This window comes from Streptomyces sp. NPDC026417 (genome assembly GCF_055567695.1).
Window position 1 is genome coordinate 103,326 of record NZ_JBVHPY010000014.1, and the last position, 14,941, is coordinate 118,266.

The following is a 14,941-nucleotide window of genomic DNA, read 5'->3' on the forward strand; positions in this document are numbered from 1 at the left end:
CGACGAGGCCGGGTGACATACGAGTACCTCAGTCCTTGCCGATCATGCCTTCGGGGAACGCCCCGTTCGCCAGAGCCGTCATCAGCACCCCCTTGGCCAGCTCGGTGAGCCGCTCCACGCCCGCCGCGCCCAGGTGCGCGTAGGGGGCCAGGTCCAGCCGGTCGGTGTCGGCCTCGATGCGCTGCCGCAGGTCCGTGCCGGCCTCGGTCAGCTCGCCCTCCGCGTCGAGCAGCCCGCGGTCGCGCAGCCTCGACGCCGCCGCCTCCCAGTCGTCCCGGGACCAGCCCCGCGTCCCCAGGGCCCACCGCGGGGCCATGCCCTTGCCGGTCGCGGTGTGGCTGACGAGCGCCTCGACCGGGTCGAGCTCCGCGGCGAGCAGGACGGCGAGGTGACCGTCGCCGCGGTGCTCGCGCAGCAGGGTCGCCGCGTGCCAGAGCGCCAGATGCGGTGCTTCGGGCACCGGCAGGTCGGCGTGCGCGGCGTACAGGGGGCGTGCGGTGCTGGTGCACGCCTCCGCGGCCCGCAGGGCCAGCTCGGCGGCCTCGGCCACCTCCTTGGAGGCGATCAGCTCCTCGCCGAGCAGCCGCCGCAGCGTCGTGTCGACGGCACGGGCGCGTGCCGCGAGGACCGCCTCCGGGGACGCGGCCCGCCAGACCGCGGGCACATGCTTCGCCACGAGCGCGTGGCGGAAGTTGTAGAAGGTCGCGGTGACCGTCCCCGGGCCGACGGCGCCCATCGCCGCGGACCGCACGGCGAAGTAGGCGCCCCGCTCGTCGGTGATCCCGATCGCGGCCAGCTCCCGGCCCAGGTCCGGGGAGAAGTAGTGCGTCGAGTGGAGCGGGTTCAGGACGTTGTGGCAGCGCCGTCCGGCGCGCTCCGGCAAGGCTGAGGTCATGCCCGGCACATTACCGACTGGTCGGTACGTGAGGAACCGCCGGGCCTCTCATGGCAGGAAAGGTGGGGTGCCCGTCATTGCGGACACTCCGCACCGCGCCGAAAATCGAAGGCATGCGCACCGTTCTGGTCGTCCTCTTCGACGACGTGCAGAGTCTCGACGTCAGTGGCCCCGTGGAGGTGTTCGCGGCGGCCGGGGACGCGTACCGCATCGTCACCGCCTCCCTGGACGGCGCTCCCGTGCGCACCTCCAGCGGTCTGACCCTGGTGCCGGACCACGCGCTCGCCGACGCCCCCGCGCCGCACACCCTGCTCGTCCCGGGAGGTCCGGGCACCCGGGGCCCCGCTCCCGCCCTCCTCGACTGGCTGCGCGGGCACGCACCGCGCGCCGAGCGGCTGGTCTCGGTCTGCACGGGCGCGCTCCTGCTCGCCGGCGCCGGACTGCTGGACGGCCGCCGCGCGACGACCCACTGGGCGTTCTGCGACAAGCTCGCCCGCGACCACCCGGCCGTCGACGTGGCGGCCGATCCCATCTACGTCCGGGACGGCCACGTCGCCACCTCGGCCGGCGTCACCGCGGGCATCGACCTGGCGCTCGCGCTCGTCGAGGAGGACCTCGGCCGGGAGACCGCTCTGGGGGTGGCCCGGGGGCTGGTCGTCTTCCTGCGCCGCCCGGGCAACCAGGCCCAGTTCAGCGCCCAGCTGGCCGCGCAGACCGCTCAGCGTGCGCCCCTGCGCGAGGTCCAGCAGTGGATCACCGAGCATCCCGGCGGCGACCTGAGCGTCGAGTCGCTGGCCGCCCGCGCCCGGCTCTCGCCCCGGCACTTCGCCCGTGCCTTCCGGACCGAGACCGGAGTGACACCCGGCCGGTTCGTCGAACGGACCCGGCTCGAACACGCCCGGCGCCTTCTGGAGGACACCGCGGACGGGGTCGAGGAGATCTCCCGTGCCTGCGGCTACGGCACTCCGGAGGCGATGCGCCGGGCCTTCGTCAGGGCGCTCGGCTCGGCACCCGCCGAGTACCGGCGACGCTTCCGACCCGTACCCGTCCACTGAGGGGGAACCCCATGCAGATCGCCCTGGTCCTCTACGACCGCTTCACCGCCCTCGACGCCGTCGGCCCCTACGAGACCCTCGGCCGCCTGCCCGGCGCGGAGACCGTCTTCGTGGCCGAGCGGACGGGCCCCGTCCGCAACGAGACCGGCAATCTGGCACTCACCGCCGACCGGACCCTCGCCGACGTCCCGGCCCCGGACATCGTCGTGGTCCCGGGCGGTCCGGGGCAGTGGGCCCAGATGGAGAACGGGGCCCTCCTGGACTGGCTGCGCACCGCGGACGCGACGAGTACCTGGACGACGTCCGTCTGCACCGGCTCCCTGCTGCTCGCCGCCGCCGGGCTGCTCCGGGGGCGGCGCGCCACCTCCCACTGGCTGGCCCTGGACTTCCTCGCCCACTACGGCGCCGAAGCGACGGAGGAGCGGGTCGTCACGGACGGCAAGTACGTCACGGCGGCCGGAGTCTCCTCCGGCATCGACATGGGGCTGACCCTGGTCGGCCGGATCGCCGGCGACGAACACGCCCGGGCCGTGCAGCTGTTCACGGAGTACGACCCGCAGCCGCCGTACGACGCGGGATCCCCGCGGAAGGCTCCGGCCCACCTGGTCGAGGAGTTCCGCAGGAACAGCCGCTTCAAGCTCGACTAGGCGGTGTCGCTCGGATCACCCGGGTCCGGACGGCGCCGTCAGGCCCCGTCCACGGTCCAGGTGAACCGCGGCTGCCTGCGCTCCAGGAAGGCGGCGACCCCCTCCTCGGTGTCGCCGCTTTCCAGCGCCCGGCCGGACCAGTACGCGTCACGGTCGGTGCGCCCGTCCGCGAACTCTTTCGCCGCCGCCTGGGTCAGCTGCGAGCGCGCGGCCAGCACCCGGGTGAACTCCGCGACCCGCTTGCCGAGTCCGCCCTCCGGCAGCACCTCGTCCAGCAGCCCGGTGCGCAGCGCCCGCTCCGCGTCGATCAACTCACCGGAGAACAGGAGGTACTTGGCGGTGGCCGGGCCCACCAGGGACACCAGTCGCCGGGTGGAGGAGGCCGGGTAGACGAGCCCGAGCTTCGCCGGCGTCACCCCGAACAGCGACCCCTCCTCGGCGAACCGCAGGTCGCAGGCCGCCGCGAGCTGGGAGCCGCCACCCACGCAGTGGCCGCGCACCGCCGCGAGCGTGGGCTTCGGGAACGCCGCGAGCGCCTCCTCCGCGCGCACGGCCAGTCCCTGCGCCTCCGCCGGCGAACCCCGCAGCGTGGAGATGTCGGCCCCGGCGCAGAACGTCCCGCCCTCGCCCGTCAGCACCAGGGCGCGCACGGCCGGGTCGGCGGCCAGCGCGTCGAGCAGCGGCGGCAGGGCCCGCCACATCCCGGCCGTCATCGCGTTGCGCTTGGCGGGGTGGTGGATGACGACGGTGGCCACCTGATCGGCGACCGCGTGCAGCAGCTGGGGCTCCATGCGCCGGATGCTATCCGGACCGTCTCTCAATCGATCAAGAAGGGGTACGCCTCCGCCCCGGCCGTCCGGGACCCGTGCACCGCCGGACCGGGCGGGCGCCGAGGTGCGGCGGGCGGAGGGTACGAATGGGACGAGACCGGCGGTGAACCCGTACAACCCGAATAGTTCCCGAAGGCGGCACTGCTGCGACAGGAACAGTCCCCGGCATGTCGAAATCGGACACGAACGGTCAGAAGCTGTCGATACCCGCTGACTTGTGTTCAGTCATCCGGTACGGACCAGCGCGTTATCAACACTCGACGTGTGGTGACAATCGAGCGCGAGGGTGGCGACCGGACGATGGAGAACGGTGGGCGGGGGTCCGACTCACGCCCGGAGGGCGGCGAGGACGTGCCTTCCGACCGGAGACCCCCGGGCCCGCTGCCGTACGAGGGGGTGTGGCGGTTCACCGCTCCCGCCGTGGACGCCTCGGTGCCGCAGGCCCGTCATGCCGTCCGTGATCTGCTGGTCCGTCAGGGTGTGCCCGTCTCGGAGGACCTGGTCCAGGGGCTGCTGCTGATCGTCTCCGAGCTGGTCACCAACGCGGTGCGGCACGCGGCGCTGCTCTCGCCCACGCTCGCCGTCGAGGTCGCCGTCGGCGCCGAGTGGGTGCGGGTCTCCGTGGAGGACAACCACCCCTACCGCCCGACCGCCCTGGAGGCCGACCACGCGCAGACCGGCGGCCGCGGTCTGCTGCTCGTGCGGGAGGTCACCAAGGAGGCGGGCGGGGTCTGCGACGTCGAGCACACGGCGAGCGGCGGCAAGGTGATCTGGGCCGCCCTGCCCCTGAAGCCGGTCACCGTGCAGTGAGTCTCACCAGCCGGCGGACGGCCCCGTGAGTTCCCGCACCGCCGGACGCGCCGCGTCGAGGACCGTCATGAACCACGCCGAGAACGGCTCCTTCGCATGCCGCTCCGCCAGCTCCTCGGCGGTCACGAACGCGGTCGAACCGACCTCCTCCGGGTCCGGGCGCAGCGGGGACTGGACCAGCCCGACGAAGAGGTGGTTGTACTCCTGCTCCACCAGACCGGACTCCGGGTCCGGGTGGTTGTAGCGGACCGTGCCGGCCTCGCCGAGCAGCGACGGGGACACCCCGAGCTCCTCGTGCGTCCGCCGGGCCGCGGCCGCGAAGGGGGCCTCGCCCGGGTACGGGTGGCCGCAGCAGGTGTTGGACCACACACCGGGGGAGTGGTACTTGCCGAGGGCCCGCTGCTGGAGCAGCAGCCGGCCGCGCTCGTCGAAGAGGAAGACGGAGAACGCCCGGTGCAGCTGCCCGGGCGGCTGGTGCGCGGCGAGCTTCTCCGCCGTGCCGATCGTCGCCCCGTCCTCGTCGACCAGTTCGAGCAAGATCGCTTCAGCGGTGCCGTTCGACGAACTGTGCGTCGCGGTGGCAGGTGTGATCGGCATACCCATCCTTCGCATCGGTCTTCGAACCCCAAGTCTGCCGTACGAAACCGGCACTCCGGGCACTCGCGGCGTCCCCGCATGTCCCCCGCACGTCCCCCGGGCGGAGCCCGCGGCGCGGCGACGGGCGGCCGGCGGCGGGCCGGACGCCGAAGCGGCCGGATACCTGATCGTGCCCGGTGCCGCCGACGGGGAACCGTGGGCGGCCGGGGGCGTCGTGTGTTCGACCCTTCACCTCCCGCACCCGCACCCGTGGGGCGTCAGTGGCAGAGCCGCGCCTCGTGCTCGGCGTGCCCGATGGGCTCCAGCTGGAAGGTGCAGTGCTCCACGTCGAAGTGGTCGCCGAGGCACCCCTGGAGCTCGTGGAGCATCTTCTCGTGCCCGATGGCGTTGAGGGCGTCGCTGCTGACGACCACGTGGGCCGAGAGGACCGGCATGCCGGACGTGATGGTCCAGGCGTGCAGGTCGTGGACGTCCTCGACCCCGGACAGCGCCAGGATGTGGGCCCGTACCTCCGCGATGTCGACCCCCTTGGGTGCCGCCTCCAGCAGCACGTTCAGGGTCTCGCGCAGCAGCCTCCAGGTGCGCGGGACGATCATCAGGCCGATGACGAGCGAGGCGATCGGGTCGGCGGCCTGCCAGCCGGTCGTCAGGATGACGGTCGCCGAGATCAGCACCGCGAGCGAGCCCAGCGCGTCCGCGGCGACCTCCAGGAAGGCGCCCCGCACGTTGAGGCTCTCCTTCTGGCCCCGCATCAGGAGGGTCAGCGAGATCATGTTCGCGACCAGACCGATCAGGCCGAACACGACGGTCAGCCCGCCCTCGGTGTCCGCGGGCGTCACGAAGCGCTGCACGGCCTCGTACAGGACGTAGCCGCCCACGCCGAGCAGCAGCAGGCAGTTGGCGAGCGCGGCGAGGATCTCCGCGCGCGCCAGCCCGTACGTGCGGTTCCCGCTCGGCGGCAGATTGGCGAAGTGGATGGCGAGCAGCGCCATGCCCAGCCCGAGCGCGTCCGTCGCCATGTGGGCCGCGTCCGCGATCAGCGCGAGGGAGTCGGCGAGCGTCCCGCCGACGATCTCCACCACCATGACGGTGAGCGTGATGCACAGGGCGACCCGGAGCCTCCCGCGGTAGGCCGCCGCGGCGGTACCCGTGGGCGGGACACCGTGCGCGTGTCCGTGGTCGTGCCCTGCCCCCATGAAAGCCGCCTCCCGTGATCTGCCCCGGAGTGCCAGTGAACTACGGGCAGGGGGTACCGGGCAACGCGGCACTGAACACCGTTGTCATGTGGCCTGACCTGCAGAAACGATCCGCAGGTCAGGGTGCGCCGAGCCGGTCAGGCGCCGGTGCTCGCGGGCCGGTGCACCTGCCAACCCCGCCAGGCCGACTCGACCATCTCGCGTACGTCGCGCCGTGCGCTCCAGCCCAGTTCCCGCTCGGCCAGCGCCGCCGAGGCGACCGCGCGCGGGGCGTCGCCCGGGCGGCGCGGCTCGACCAGCGCGGGCCGGGTGTCGCCGCTGATCTCCGCGACCAGCGTCAGGAGTTCACGCACCGAGACGCCCTCGCCGCGACCGATGTTGACGGTCAGGTCGCCTGCCGCACCGCCCGCGAGCCGCCGGGCCGCCGCCAGGTGCGCGTCCGCGAGGTCGGCGACGTGGATGTAGTCGCGGACACAGGTGCCGTCCGGCGTCGGATAGTCGTCGCCGAAGATCCGGGGGGACTCGCCGCGGGTGAGCCGGTCGAAGACCATCGGGATCACGTTGAAGACACCGGTGTCGGCCAGCGCGGGAGCCGCCGCCCCCGCCACGTTGAAGTAGCGCAGGCACACGGTCGACATGCCGTGCGCCCGGCCGGCCGCCCGCACCAGCCACTCCCCGGCGAGCTTCGTCTCGCCGTACGGGCTCATCGGGGCACAGGGGGTGTCCTCGGTGATGAGGTCCACATCCGGATTGCCGTAGACGGCGGCGGACGAGGAGAAGAGGAAGCTCCGGACACCCGCCCCGGCGGCCGCGTCCAGAAGCGTCGCGAGACCGCCCACGTTCTCCTGGTAGTAGCGCGTCGGCTGCGCCACGGACTCACCGACCTGCTTGCGCGCCGCGAGATGCACCACACCGGTCACCGCGTGCTCGGCGAGGACCCGCTTCAGCAGCTCCCCGTCCAGCGACGAACCCTGCACCAGCGGGATGTCCTCGGGCAGCCGCCCCCGCACCCCGGCGGAGAGGTCGTCGAGCACGACCACGCGCTCCCCGGCCGCCGCCATCGCACGCGTCACGTGCGCCCCGATGTATCCAGCCCCGCCTGTGATCAGCCATGTCATGGACGCCCACCCTATGCCGGTCCGGTGCCGCTGCCGCCGGGCCCCCGCCCCGCGGGCCCGACCGCGGTCCGTCCGCCGCGTGCCGGTGCGCCCCGGTGCGCCCCGGTGCGGCGGGGACCGCGCGCGATGCCGTGAATGCGCCGGTCTGGGGCCGCGGTTTGTGGCGCGGGCCCCGGATCACCGATGATGATCGCGGCGAGGCGGCCGCTCAGACCGGGTTGATCGGGCCGTGAACGGGCGGTGAACGCCCGCTTCCATCCATCCGATAGCCTCTGCCGACATGCCGCCCGCCGCCTCAGGCAGGGCCATCCCACCACGCACATGCCCGGCGCGGACGCGTCGGCACCCAGGGAGTGAGTTCGTCTGTCGACCGCCATCCTCACCGGCCAGCCGGTCCCCGGATCGTCGCTCGAGGGCGATCTGCGGACGCTCGGTTTCGACGTGCGGATCGCCTCGGACGCCGGTGACGCCGAGACGCTCCTCGCCCAGGTGCCCGCGGGGCAGCGGGTCGCGATCGTCGACGCCCGCTTCGTGGGCCACGTCCACGCGCTGCGCCTCGGCCTCACCGACCCCCGCTTCCCGGCCGCCGCGCTGCCCGGCGCGGTCACCGTGCAGCCCGGCGCCCGCCAGGCACTGACGCGCGCGGTGGCCCGGGAGAGCTCCGCCGCCGGCGGCGGAGCCACCGTGGTCATCGACGACCTCGCCGACCGGATCGCCGCCGCCCTGGACGCGGACGCCGTCCCGGTGCACCGGCCCGAACTCGGCACGCTCGTCGCCGTCGTGCCCGCCGACCCGCAGACCCGCAACGAGGCGCGGCAGGCCGTGTCCGCCGTGGACGACGAGGCGGTACGGCTGCGCACCGCCGTGAAGTCCCGGGACGGGTTCTTCACCACCCACTTCATCAGCCCGTACTCGCGCTACATCGCCCGCTGGTGCGCCCGTCGCGGCCTGACCCCGAACCAGGTCACGACCGCCTCGCTGGTCACCGCGCTGATCGCGGCGGGCTGTGCCGCCACCGGCAGCCGCGCGGGCTACGTCGCCGCGGGCCTGCTCCTCCTCTTCTCCTTCGTGCTCGACTGCACGGACGGGCAGCTCGCCCGCTACTCCCTGCAGTACTCCACGCTCGGCGCCTGGCTCGACGCGACCTTCGACCGCGCCAAGGAGTACGCCTACTACGCGGGCCTCGCGCTCGGAGCGGCCCGCGGCGGCGACGACGTCTGGGCGCTCGCCCTCGGCGCGATGGTGCTGCAGACCTGCCGGCACGTGGTCGACTTCTCGTTCAACGAGGCCAACCACGACGCCACCGCCAACACCAGCCCCACCGCCGCCCTCTCCGACAAGCTCGACAGCGTCGGCTGGACGGTCTGGCTGCGCCGCATGATCGTCCTGCCCATCGGTGAGCGCTGGGCCATGATCGCCGTCCTGACGGCGCTGACCACGCCCCGCATCACCTTCTACGCCCTGCTCGCCGGCTGCGCGTTCGCGGCGACGTACACCACCGCCGGCCGCGTCCTCAGGTCCCTGACGCGCAAGGCGCAGCGCACCGACCGGGCCGCCCAGGCCCTCGCCGACCTGACGGATTCCGGCCCGCTCGCCGAGCTGCTGACCCGCTTCACCCGCCGGGTCCCGGCCCCCGCCCCGGCGGTCGTCGCCCTCGCCGCCACGGTCGTCGTGGTGGTCTGCGCCACACTGGCCCCGTACGGCAGCTGGTGGCCCGTGCTCGGCGCCGCCGTCTACGTCCTGCTCTCCCCGGTGGCCCTCCGGCGGCCTCTCAAAGGCGCGCTGGACTGGCTGGTTCCGCCGTTCTTCCGCGCGGCCGAATACGGCACGGTGCTGGTACTGGCGGCCAAGGCCGACGTGAACGGCGCCCTTCCGGCGGCTTTCGGGCTGGTGGCCGCGGTCGCCTACCATCACTACGACACGGTGTACCGCATCCGCGGCAACGCCGGCGCGCCGCCGCACTGGCTGGTGCGGGCGATCGGCGGACACGAAGGCAGGACGCTGCTGGTCACCGTCCTGGCCGCGCTGCTCGCCGCCACAGATTTCAAGGTCGCGCTCACGGTTCTCGCCGTGGTCGTGGCACTCGTGGTGCTCCTCGAGAGCATCCGCTTCTGGGTGTCCTCCCATGCACCCGCCGTACACGATGAAGGAGAACCCGCATGATCGGCCTCGTGCTGGCGGCCGGCGCCGGACGGCGTCTTCGCCCCTACACCGACACCCTGCCCAAGGCTCTGGTGCCGGTCGGCCCCGAGGGGAACGAGGACAGCCTCACCGTCCTGGACCTGACCCTCGGCAACTTCGCCGAGATCGGCCTGACCGAGGTCGCGATCATCGTCGGGTACCGCAAGGAGGCCGTCTACGAGCGCCGCGAGGCGCTGGAGCAGAAGTACGGCGTCAAGATCACTCTGATCGACAACGACAAGGCCGAGGAGTGGAACAACGCCTACTCCCTCTGGTGCGGCCGTGACGCCATCAAGCACTCGGTGATCCTCGCCAACGGCGACACCGTGCACCCGGTCTCCGTCGAGAAGACCCTCCTCGCCGCCCGCGGCGACGGCAAGAAGATCATCCTGGCCCTCGACACGGTGAAGTCCCTCGCCGACGAGGAGATGAAGGTCGTCGTCGGCCCCGAGGGCGGCATGACGAAGATCACCAAGCTGATGGACCCGGCCGAGGCCACCGGTGAGTACATCGGCGTCACCCTCATCGAGGGCGAGGCGGCCGACGAGCTCGCGGACGCGCTGAAGACGGTCTTCGAGACCGACCCCCAGCAGTTCTACGAGCACGGCTACCAGGAGCTCGTCAACCGCGGCTTCCGCATCGACGTCGCGCCCATCGGTGACGTCAAGTGGGTCGAGATCGACAACCACGACGACCTCGCCAAGGGACGTGAGATCGCGTGCCAGTACTGACGAGGCTCATCCCCTCGCCGGTCGTCGTCGACATCCGTCCGGGTGCCCTGGACGACCTGGCGGGTGTCCTCGCCGACCAGCGCATCTCGCACAGCGGCAAGCTCGCCGTGGCGATCAGCGGCGGCTCCGGGGCGAAGCTGCGCGAGCGGCTCGCCCCGGCGCTGCCCGGCGCGACCTGGTACGAGGTCGACGGCGGCACGCTGGACGACGCGATCAAACTCGCGGACGCGATGAAGTCCGGGCACTACGACGCGGTCGTGGGCCTGGGCGGAGGCAAGATCATCGACTGCGCGAAGTTCGCCGCGGCACGCATCGGCCTCCCGCTGGTCGCCGTCGCCACGAACCTCTCGCACGACGGTCTGTGCTCGCCGGTCGCGACGCTCGACAACGACGCGGGCCGCGGTTCCTACGGTGTGCCCAACCCGATCGCCGTCGTCATCGACCTCGACGTGATCCGCGAGGCACCGGTCCGCTTCGTGCGCTCCGGCATCGGCGACGCCCTGTCCAACATCTCCGCGGTGGCGGACTGGGAGCTGGCGCACCGTGAGAAGGGCGAGCAGATCGACGGCCTCGCGGCCGCGATGGCACGCCAGGCCGGCGAGGCCGTGCTGCGGCACCCGGGCGGCGTCGGCGACGACGCGTTCCTCCAGGTGCTGGCGGAGGGGCTGGTCCTCACCGGCATCTCCATGTCGGTCGCGGGCGACTCCCGCCCGGCCTCCGGCGCCTGCCACGAGATCAACCACGGCTTCGACCTGCTCTTCCCCAAGCGCGCCGCGAGCCACGGCGAGCAGTGCGGACTGGGCGCGGCCTTCGCGATGCACCTGCGCGGTGCCCGCGAGGAGTCCGCGTACATGGCCGAGGTGCTGCGCCGGCACGGGCTGCCGGTGACGCCGGAGGAGATCGGTTTCACCGCGGACGAGTTCGTCCGGGTCGTGGAGTTCGCCCCGCAGACCCGCCCCGGCCGCTACACCATCCTCGAACACCTCGACCTGACCACCGACCAGATCAGGGACGCATACGCCGACTATGCAAAAGCCATCGGTAGCTGAGCTCCGCCCGGTCGTGCACCCCCCGGGTGTCAAGGACCGGCGGAGCGGCGAACACTGGGCCGGCCGGCTCTACATGCGCGAGATCTCGCTGCGCATCGACCGGCACCTGGTGAACACCCGGGTCACGCCCAACCAGCTGACCTACCTCATGACCGTCTTCGGCGTCCTCGCCGCCCCGGCCCTGCTGGTGCCGGGGATACCGGGCGCCGTCCTCGGCGTCCTGATGGTCCAGCTGTACCTGCTGTTCGACTGCGTCGACGGCGAGATCGCCCGCTGGCGCAAGCAGTTCTCGATCGCCGGGGTCTATGTGGACCGCGTCGGCGCCTACCTGTGCGACGCGGCGGTGCTGGTCGGCTTCGGCCTGCGCGCCGCCGACCTGTGGGGCACCGGGCGGATCGACTGGCTGTGGGCCTTCCTCGGCACCCTGGCCGCCCTCGGCGCCATTCTGATCAAGGCCGAGACCGACCTGGTGGGCGTGGCCCGGCACCAGACGGGCAAGCCCCCGGTCCAGGAGTCGGCCTCCGAGCCGCGCTCCTCCGGCATGGCACTGGCCCGCAAGGCCGCCGCCGCGCTGAAGTTCCACCGGCTCGTCCTCGGAGTCGAGGCGTCCCTGCTGATCCTGGTCCTGGCCGTCCTCGACACCGTTCGGGGCGACCTGTTCTTCTCGCGGCTCGGCGTCGCCGTGCTCGCGGGCATCGCGATCCTGCAGACGCTGCTGCACCTGGTGTCCATCCTCGCGTCGAGCAGGCTGAAGTGAGCACGTCCATGAAGGTCGGCGCGGTCATCATCACGATGGGCAACCGCCCCGACGAACTCCGCGCCCTCCTCGACTCGGTCGCCAAGCAGGACGGCGACCCGGTCGAGGTCGTCGTGGTCGGCAACGGCTCGCCCGTCCCGGACGTCCCCGCGGGCGTCCGCACGGTCGAACTGCCCGAGAACCTCGGCATCCCCGGCGGCCGCAACGTCGGCATCGAGGCCTTCGGCCCGGGCGGCACCGACGTCGACGTCCTGCTCTTCCTGGACGACGACGGGCTGCTGGCCCGGCACGACACCGCCGAACTCTGCCGCCAGGCCTTCGCTGCCGACCCGCGCCTCGGCATCGTCAGCTTCCGGATCGCCGACCCGGAGACCGGCGAGACCCAGCGCCGGCACGTGCCCCGGCTGCGGGCCGCCGACCCGATGCGCAGCTCGCGCGTCACCACCTTCCTCGGCGGCGCCAACGCCGTCCGTACGAAGGTGCTGGCCGAAGTCGGCGGGCTTCCGGAGGAATTCTTCTACGCCCACGAGGAAACCGACCTGGCATGGCGGGCCCTCGACGCGGGCTGGATGATCGACTACCGGTCCGACATGGTGCTGTTCCACCCCACGACCGCGCCCTCCCGGCACGCGGTCTATCACCGCATGGTGGCCCGCAACCGGGTCTGGCTGGCCCGCCGCAACCTGCCCGCTCTCCTCGTCCCGGTCTACCTCGGGGTGTGGATGCTCCTGACGCTGGCCCGGCGTCCCTCGGGACCGGCGCTCAAGGCGTGGTTCGGCGGTTTCAAGGAGGGCTGGACCAGCCCGTGCGGGCCCCGCCGCCCCATGAAGTGGCGTACGGTGTGGCGGCTGACCCGACTGGGCCGACCTCCCGTCATCTGACAAGCTCGATATCTGAGAGCATTCGGCCGTACCCCGGTCCCTGGCTTCCGACCGGTCCCGACCAGGCTGCGTACTTTTGAGGACGAAAGTTTCCACTTGTGAGTGAGACAACGCATGACGGCACCGTCGCGGTGAGCGACCGGCCGTCGCCCGACGACGGGCTCTCCGCGGGCGAGCTGGCCGCCAAGTACGGGCTCGCGGTGAGCGGTGCCAGGCCCGGGCTCGCCGAGTACGTCGGCCAGCTCTGGGGACGCCGTCACTTCATCCTCGCGTTCTCGCAGGCGAAGCTCACCGCCCAGTACAGCCAGGCCAAGCTCGGCCAGCTGTGGCAGGTGGCGACCCCGCTGCTGAACGCGCTCGTGTACTTCCTGATCTTCGGCCTGATCCTGGAGGCCGACCGCGGGATGTCCCGCGAGGTCTACATCCCGTTCCTGGTGACGGGTGTCTTCGTCTTCACCTTCACCCAGAGCTCGGTGATGGCCGGTGTCCGCGCCATCTCCGGCAACCTCGGCCTGGTGCGCGCGCTGCACTTCCCGCGCGCCGCGCTGCCCGTCTCGTTCTCGCTGCAGCAGCTCCAGCAGCTGCTCTTCTCGATGATCGTGCTGTTCCTGGTGGCGGTCGGCTTCGGCAGCTACCCGCAGCTGTCCTGGCTGCTGATCCTCCCGATCCTCGCCCTGCAGTTCCTCTTCAACACCGGCCTCGCGATGATCATGGCGCGGCTGGGCTCGAAGACCCCGGACCTCGCCCAGCTCATGCCCTTCGTGATGCGGACGTGGATGTACGCGTCCGGCGTCATGTTCTCCATCCCGGAGATGCTGAAGGACAAGCCCGCCTGGATCGCCGACGTCCTCCAGTGGAACCCGGCCGCCATCTACATGGACCTGATGCGCTTCGCGCTCATCGACGGGTACGGCTCCGACAACCTCCCCCCGCACGTCTGGGCCGTGGCCTGCGGCTGGGCCGTCCTCGTCGCCGTCGGCGGTTTCGTGTACTTCTGGAAGGCGGAAGAGAGGTACGGCCGTGGCTGAGAGAACCGACTCCCACATCCCCACCGTCATCGCGGACGAGCTGCACATCGTCTACCGGGTGAACGGCGCCAAGACCGGCAAGGGCAGTGCCACCGCCGCCCTCAGCCGTATCGTCAAGCGCGGCGAGGAGCGCGGGGTCCGCAAGGTGCACGCCGTCCGGGGCGTCTCCTTCACGGCGTACCGCGGCGAGGCCATCGGCCTGATCGGCTCCAACGGCTCCGGCAAGTCCACCCTGCTGCGCGCCATCGCCGGACTGCTGCCCGCCGAGAAGGGCAAGGTCTACACCGACGGCCAGCCCTCGCTCCTCGGGGTGAACGCGGCGCTGATGAACGACCTGACCGGCGAGCGCAACGTCATCCTGGGCGGGCTCGCGATGGGCATGTCCCGGGAACAGATCCGCGAGCGGTACCAGGAGATCGTCGACTTCTCGGGCATCAACGAGAAGGGCGACTTCATCACCCTGCCGATGCGCACCTACTCCTCCGGCATGGCCGCCCGGCTGCGGTTCTCCATCGCCGCCGCCAAGGACCACGACGTCCTGATGATCGACGAGGCGCTGGCCACCGGCGACCGCAAGTTCCAGAAGCGGTCCGAGGCGCGCATCCGGGAGCTGCGCAAGCACGCGGGCACGGTGTTCCTGGTCAGCCACAACAACAAGTCGATCCGCGACACCTGCGACCGCGTGCTGTGGCTGGAGCGCGGCGAACTGCGGATGGACGGGCCGACCGAAGAGGTCCTCAAGGAGTACGAGAAGTTCACCGGGAAGTAGTCCGTCCCCTTTTCATCTGCACATGACAGAACCCCGCCGGAGCGTCTCCGGCGGGGTTCTGCCGTGCAACCGCGGCGCCGCCGGCGGTGTCCTGACGGGCAGGGGGCGCGCCGGAGAAGATCCACCGTGCAAAGGGCGGGCCAACTCTGGTTGTTCCAAGGAATCTTGAGGCCAATCGGTGTGTTGTTGTGATGTGCAGGACACCCCGGCGAGGCATACCGCGTTGTACAACGTAAGCTGTACCGGTGCTGATTCGCGGCAAGTAGGGCGATACCGCGCGACACCGACACCGGCGGACTGCGCACCCGCCGGGCGGCGTGTCCGAAATAGGATGTATTGGGTCCGCAGTGTAGAACGGGAGATGTGACGGCAATGGCTACGGAAACGCTCCGGCTCC

Annotated in this window: 15 protein-coding genes; 10 read left to right on the plus strand and 5 right to left on the minus strand. The window is 71.8% G+C overall.

What is annotated here, in order from left to right; all coding sequences use genetic code 11:
* Window positions 1-28: 28 nt before the first annotated feature.
* Window positions 29-895: an SCO6745 family protein gene (locus tag ACZ4NT_RS22380; RefSeq protein ID WP_121407242.1), complete on the minus strand. Its 867-nt coding sequence runs from the start codon at window positions 893-895 to the stop codon at window positions 29-31.
* Between the two features lie 113 nt (window positions 896-1,008).
* Between ACZ4NT_RS22380 and ACZ4NT_RS22385 the strand changes: the two genes are divergently transcribed.
* Entirely contained in the window at window positions 1,009-1,950 is a 942-nt protein-coding gene (locus tag ACZ4NT_RS22385; RefSeq protein WP_467727141.1) for a GlxA family transcriptional regulator, read from the plus strand.
* An 11-nt stretch (window positions 1,951-1,961) separates the two neighbouring features.
* On the plus strand, window positions 1,962-2,597 hold the full coding sequence (locus tag ACZ4NT_RS22390; protein WP_467727143.1) for a DJ-1/PfpI family protein: 636 nt from the start codon (window positions 1,962-1,964) through the stop codon (window positions 2,595-2,597).
* 38 nt (window positions 2,598-2,635) lie between these two features.
* On the opposite strand, the gene ACZ4NT_RS22395 is transcribed toward ACZ4NT_RS22390, so the two are convergent.
* Entirely contained in the window at window positions 2,636-3,388 is a 753-nt protein-coding gene (locus ACZ4NT_RS22395) for an enoyl-CoA hydratase-related protein (RefSeq protein WP_121407245.1), read from the minus strand.
* Between the two features lie 339 nt (window positions 3,389-3,727).
* Between ACZ4NT_RS22395 and ACZ4NT_RS22400 the strand changes: the two genes are divergently transcribed.
* Window positions 3,728-4,237, plus strand: a complete 510-nt coding sequence (locus tag ACZ4NT_RS22400) for an ATP-binding protein (RefSeq protein WP_121407578.1) — start codon at window positions 3,728-3,730, stop codon at window positions 4,235-4,237.
* Window positions 4,238-4,240: 3 nt separating this feature from the next.
* Here the strand turns inward: ACZ4NT_RS22400 and idi are convergent, their stop codons facing one another.
* The 3 genes from idi to galE all read right to left on the minus strand — a co-directional run bounded on the left by idi (window position 4,241) and on the right by galE (window position 7,148).
* Window positions 4,241-4,834, minus strand: a complete 594-nt coding sequence (idi, locus tag ACZ4NT_RS22405; RefSeq protein ID WP_121407246.1) for an isopentenyl-diphosphate Delta-isomerase — start codon at window positions 4,832-4,834, stop codon at window positions 4,241-4,243.
* Window positions 4,835-5,091: 257 nt separating this feature from the next.
* Window positions 5,092-6,030, minus strand: a complete 939-nt coding sequence (locus ACZ4NT_RS22410; protein ID WP_467727145.1) for a cation diffusion facilitator family transporter — start codon at window positions 6,028-6,030, stop codon at window positions 5,092-5,094.
* Between the two features lie 137 nt (window positions 6,031-6,167).
* A complete protein-coding gene (gene galE, locus ACZ4NT_RS22415; protein WP_467727146.1) occupies window positions 6,168-7,148 on the minus strand; it encodes a UDP-glucose 4-epimerase GalE in 981 nt (326 codons plus the stop codon).
* A gap of 363 nt (window positions 7,149-7,511) precedes the next feature.
* Between galE and ACZ4NT_RS22420 the strand changes: the two genes are divergently transcribed.
* From ACZ4NT_RS22420 to ACZ4NT_RS22450, 7 genes are all read left to right on the plus strand, one after another.
* Window positions 7,512-9,311 carry a DUF5941 domain-containing protein gene (locus ACZ4NT_RS22420; protein ID WP_467727278.1) on the plus strand — a complete coding sequence of 600 codons (1,800 nt, stop codon included), beginning with the start codon at window positions 7,512-7,514 and terminating at the stop codon, window positions 9,309-9,311.
* On the plus strand, window positions 9,308-10,060 hold the full coding sequence (locus tag ACZ4NT_RS22425; protein ID WP_046913553.1) for a phosphocholine cytidylyltransferase family protein: 753 nt from the start codon (window positions 9,308-9,310) through the stop codon (window positions 10,058-10,060). Before ACZ4NT_RS22420 ends, ACZ4NT_RS22425 begins: the two co-directional genes overlap by 4 nt.
* Window positions 10,048-11,109: an iron-containing alcohol dehydrogenase family protein gene (locus tag ACZ4NT_RS22430; protein WP_121407250.1), complete on the plus strand. Its 1,062-nt coding sequence runs from the start codon at window positions 10,048-10,050 to the stop codon at window positions 11,107-11,109. The genes ACZ4NT_RS22425 and ACZ4NT_RS22430 overlap by 13 nt, the downstream gene beginning before the upstream one ends.
* A complete protein-coding gene (locus ACZ4NT_RS22435; protein WP_121407579.1) occupies window positions 11,087-11,866 on the plus strand; it encodes a CDP-alcohol phosphatidyltransferase family protein in 780 nt (259 codons plus the stop codon). Before ACZ4NT_RS22430 ends, ACZ4NT_RS22435 begins: the two co-directional genes overlap by 23 nt.
* Window positions 11,863-12,747 carry a glycosyltransferase gene (locus tag ACZ4NT_RS22440; RefSeq protein ID WP_121407251.1) on the plus strand — a complete coding sequence of 295 codons (885 nt, stop codon included), beginning with the start codon at window positions 11,863-11,865 and terminating at the stop codon, window positions 12,745-12,747. Before ACZ4NT_RS22435 ends, ACZ4NT_RS22440 begins: the two co-directional genes overlap by 4 nt.
* Window positions 12,748-12,845: 98 nt before the next feature.
* Window positions 12,846-13,775, plus strand: coding sequence for an ABC transporter permease (locus ACZ4NT_RS22445; RefSeq protein ID WP_121407252.1), 930 nt, complete (start codon window positions 12,846-12,848; stop codon window positions 13,773-13,775).
* Window positions 13,768-14,544 (plus strand): ABC transporter ATP-binding protein, encoded by a 777-nt coding sequence (locus ACZ4NT_RS22450; RefSeq protein ID WP_121407253.1) that lies wholly within the window; start codon window positions 13,768-13,770, stop codon window positions 14,542-14,544. Before ACZ4NT_RS22445 ends, ACZ4NT_RS22450 begins: the two co-directional genes overlap by 8 nt.
* Window positions 14,545-14,941: the final 397 nt, after the last annotated feature.

What these genes read in the sequence shown, in the direction of transcription:
- ACZ4NT_RS22385 (WP_467727141.1), top strand. Translation starts at nt 1,009, where the DNA reads ATGCGCACCGTTCTGGTCGTCCTCTTCGACGACGTGCAGAGTCTCGAC.
- ACZ4NT_RS22380 (WP_121407242.1), bottom strand. Translation starts at nt 895, where the DNA reads ATGACCTCAGCCTTGCCGGAGCGCGCCGGACGGCGCTGCCACAACGTC.
- ACZ4NT_RS22395 (WP_121407245.1), bottom strand. Translation starts at nt 3,388, where the DNA reads ATGGAGCCCCAGCTGCTGCACGCGGTCGCCGATCAGGTGGCCACCGTC.
- idi (WP_121407246.1), bottom strand. Translation starts at nt 4,834, where the DNA reads ATGCCGATCACACCTGCCACCGCGACGCACAGTTCGTCGAACGGCACC.
- galE (WP_467727146.1), bottom strand. Translation starts at nt 7,148, where the DNA reads ATGACATGGCTGATCACAGGCGGGGCTGGATACATCGGGGCGCACGTG.
- ACZ4NT_RS22410 (WP_467727145.1), bottom strand. Translation starts at nt 6,030, where the DNA reads ATGGGGGCAGGGCACGACCACGGACACGCGCACGGTGTCCCGCCCACG.
- ACZ4NT_RS22425 (WP_046913553.1), top strand. Translation starts at nt 9,308, where the DNA reads ATGATCGGCCTCGTGCTGGCGGCCGGCGCCGGACGGCGTCTTCGCCCC.
- ACZ4NT_RS22390 (WP_467727143.1), top strand. Translation starts at nt 1,962, where the DNA reads ATGCAGATCGCCCTGGTCCTCTACGACCGCTTCACCGCCCTCGACGCC.
- ACZ4NT_RS22400 (WP_121407578.1), top strand. Translation starts at nt 3,728, where the DNA reads ATGGAGAACGGTGGGCGGGGGTCCGACTCACGCCCGGAGGGCGGCGAG.
- ACZ4NT_RS22435 (WP_121407579.1), top strand. Translation starts at nt 11,087, where the DNA reads ATGCAAAAGCCATCGGTAGCTGAGCTCCGCCCGGTCGTGCACCCCCCG.